Genomic DNA, 1,372 nt, shown 5'->3' on the forward strand with positions numbered 1-1,372 from the left:
GTTTTTTCACCAAAACGACGTTCATTACCTGCTCGCAACCGTTTGATGTTTTCGCGATGGGTCCAGAAGATAAGACCTGCCAAAACCAGCATGGTCAGGGTTTCCCAGAAAGGCCGTCCCAGCGCAATGGTAATAACCACCGCCGTCAGACCACCAATCATACTTCCGGCAGATACAAACCGCGTGAGCCACATGGTCAGGATGCCCACTGGAAAGGTAAGCAATGCCACCAGCGGGTTGAGAAACAGCAGCGTACCAAAACTGGTCGCCACCCCCTTCCCGCCTGTAAAGCGCAGGAAAACCGAGTAGTTATGGCCCAACACAGCGGCCAGTGCAACACCCCCCAGCAAGGGCCCTTCGATGTTAAACAAACGGGCCAGCAAGACAGCAATGCCCCCCTTGAACACGTCAAACCCAGCCACTAATACTGCCGGGCCTGTGCCCAGGGTACGCAGGATGTTGGTAGCTCCAGTATTCCCCGAACCCACTTTCTGGATATCCACACCATAGTAGTGGGCAACCCAGGCCCCGGCAGGAATCGCACCAAACAAGTAGGCCAGCAACAAGATGAGCCAGGCTGTCCACTCCACACTCGCATTTTATATTGACCTGCCAGGTCTCGAGTCGAAAGACCAGCGGTATCAGTCGCTAAAACGTTCCTCTTTCCAGGGATCGCCACGGCGATGGTAGCCATTGACCTCCCAGAAACCCAGTTCTTCTCTATCTAAAAACTCGAGCCCACGAATCCATTTGGCGCTTTTCCAGGCATACAGATGCGGCACGATCAGGCGCAGGGGGCCACCGTGGTCACGCGGGACAGGCTCACCAAATAGCCTGTGGGCGAGGATATTCTGCTCGAGCAACAGATCGCCCAGCGCAAGATTGGTGGTATAGCCACCGTAACAGTGAATCAGCACCGCCCTGGCCTGAGGTTTGAGCTGGATCAGTCGCATCAGATCGAGCACCTTGATGCCACTCCACTTCACCTCCAGCTTGCTCCACCGGGTCACACAGTGGAAATCGGCGGTGAGATCGGACTGTGGCAGGGCCATCAGAGCTTCCCAGCTAAAGGCTTTGGCCTCTTCAACCTGGCCACTGATTTCAAACGTCACGTCCTCGGGGTGCACCCTGGGGGTGGGGCCGTAGGTCAGGACAGGGAATTTTTCCGTGAGGATCTGCCCTGGAGGAACCCGGTCACGGTCCTGGGTTTTGGGCCTGAAAAAGTTGGCTGGCATGCTCCAGAGTGTAGTTCTATCCCGTGCGTCTACTGGTAATCGTCGGTACATTTAAGCGACTCCACTGGATATTTGTCCCCGTTTCCAGGTGCTAAACGACCCAACCCACCAGCGGTGGAAAGTCTTCTGGGACACCC

At 55.8% G+C, this 1,372-nt stretch carries 2 protein-coding genes; both read right to left on the reverse strand.

From position 1 onward, the window contains the following. On the reverse strand, positions 1-590 hold a 590-nt coding region (plsY, locus tag Q0288_RS04145), incomplete at its 3' end, for a glycerol-3-phosphate 1-O-acyltransferase PlsY (RefSeq protein ID WP_299427616.1). Between the two features lie 51 nt (positions 591-641). After that, positions 642-1,235 (reverse strand): sulfite oxidase-like oxidoreductase, encoded by a 594-nt coding sequence (locus Q0288_RS04150; RefSeq protein WP_299427619.1) that lies wholly within the window; start codon positions 1,233-1,235, stop codon positions 642-644. Positions 1,236-1,372: the final 137 nt, after the last annotated feature.

Source organism: uncultured Meiothermus sp., from assembly GCF_937863175.1.
Classification (GTDB): domain Bacteria; phylum Deinococcota; class Deinococci; order Deinococcales; family Thermaceae; genus Meiothermus.

Coding starts and splice junctions, on each gene's coding strand:
- Q0288_RS04150 (WP_299427619.1), bottom strand. CDS start 1,235: ATGCCAGCCAACTTTTTCAGGCCCAAAACCCAGGACCGTGACCGGGTT.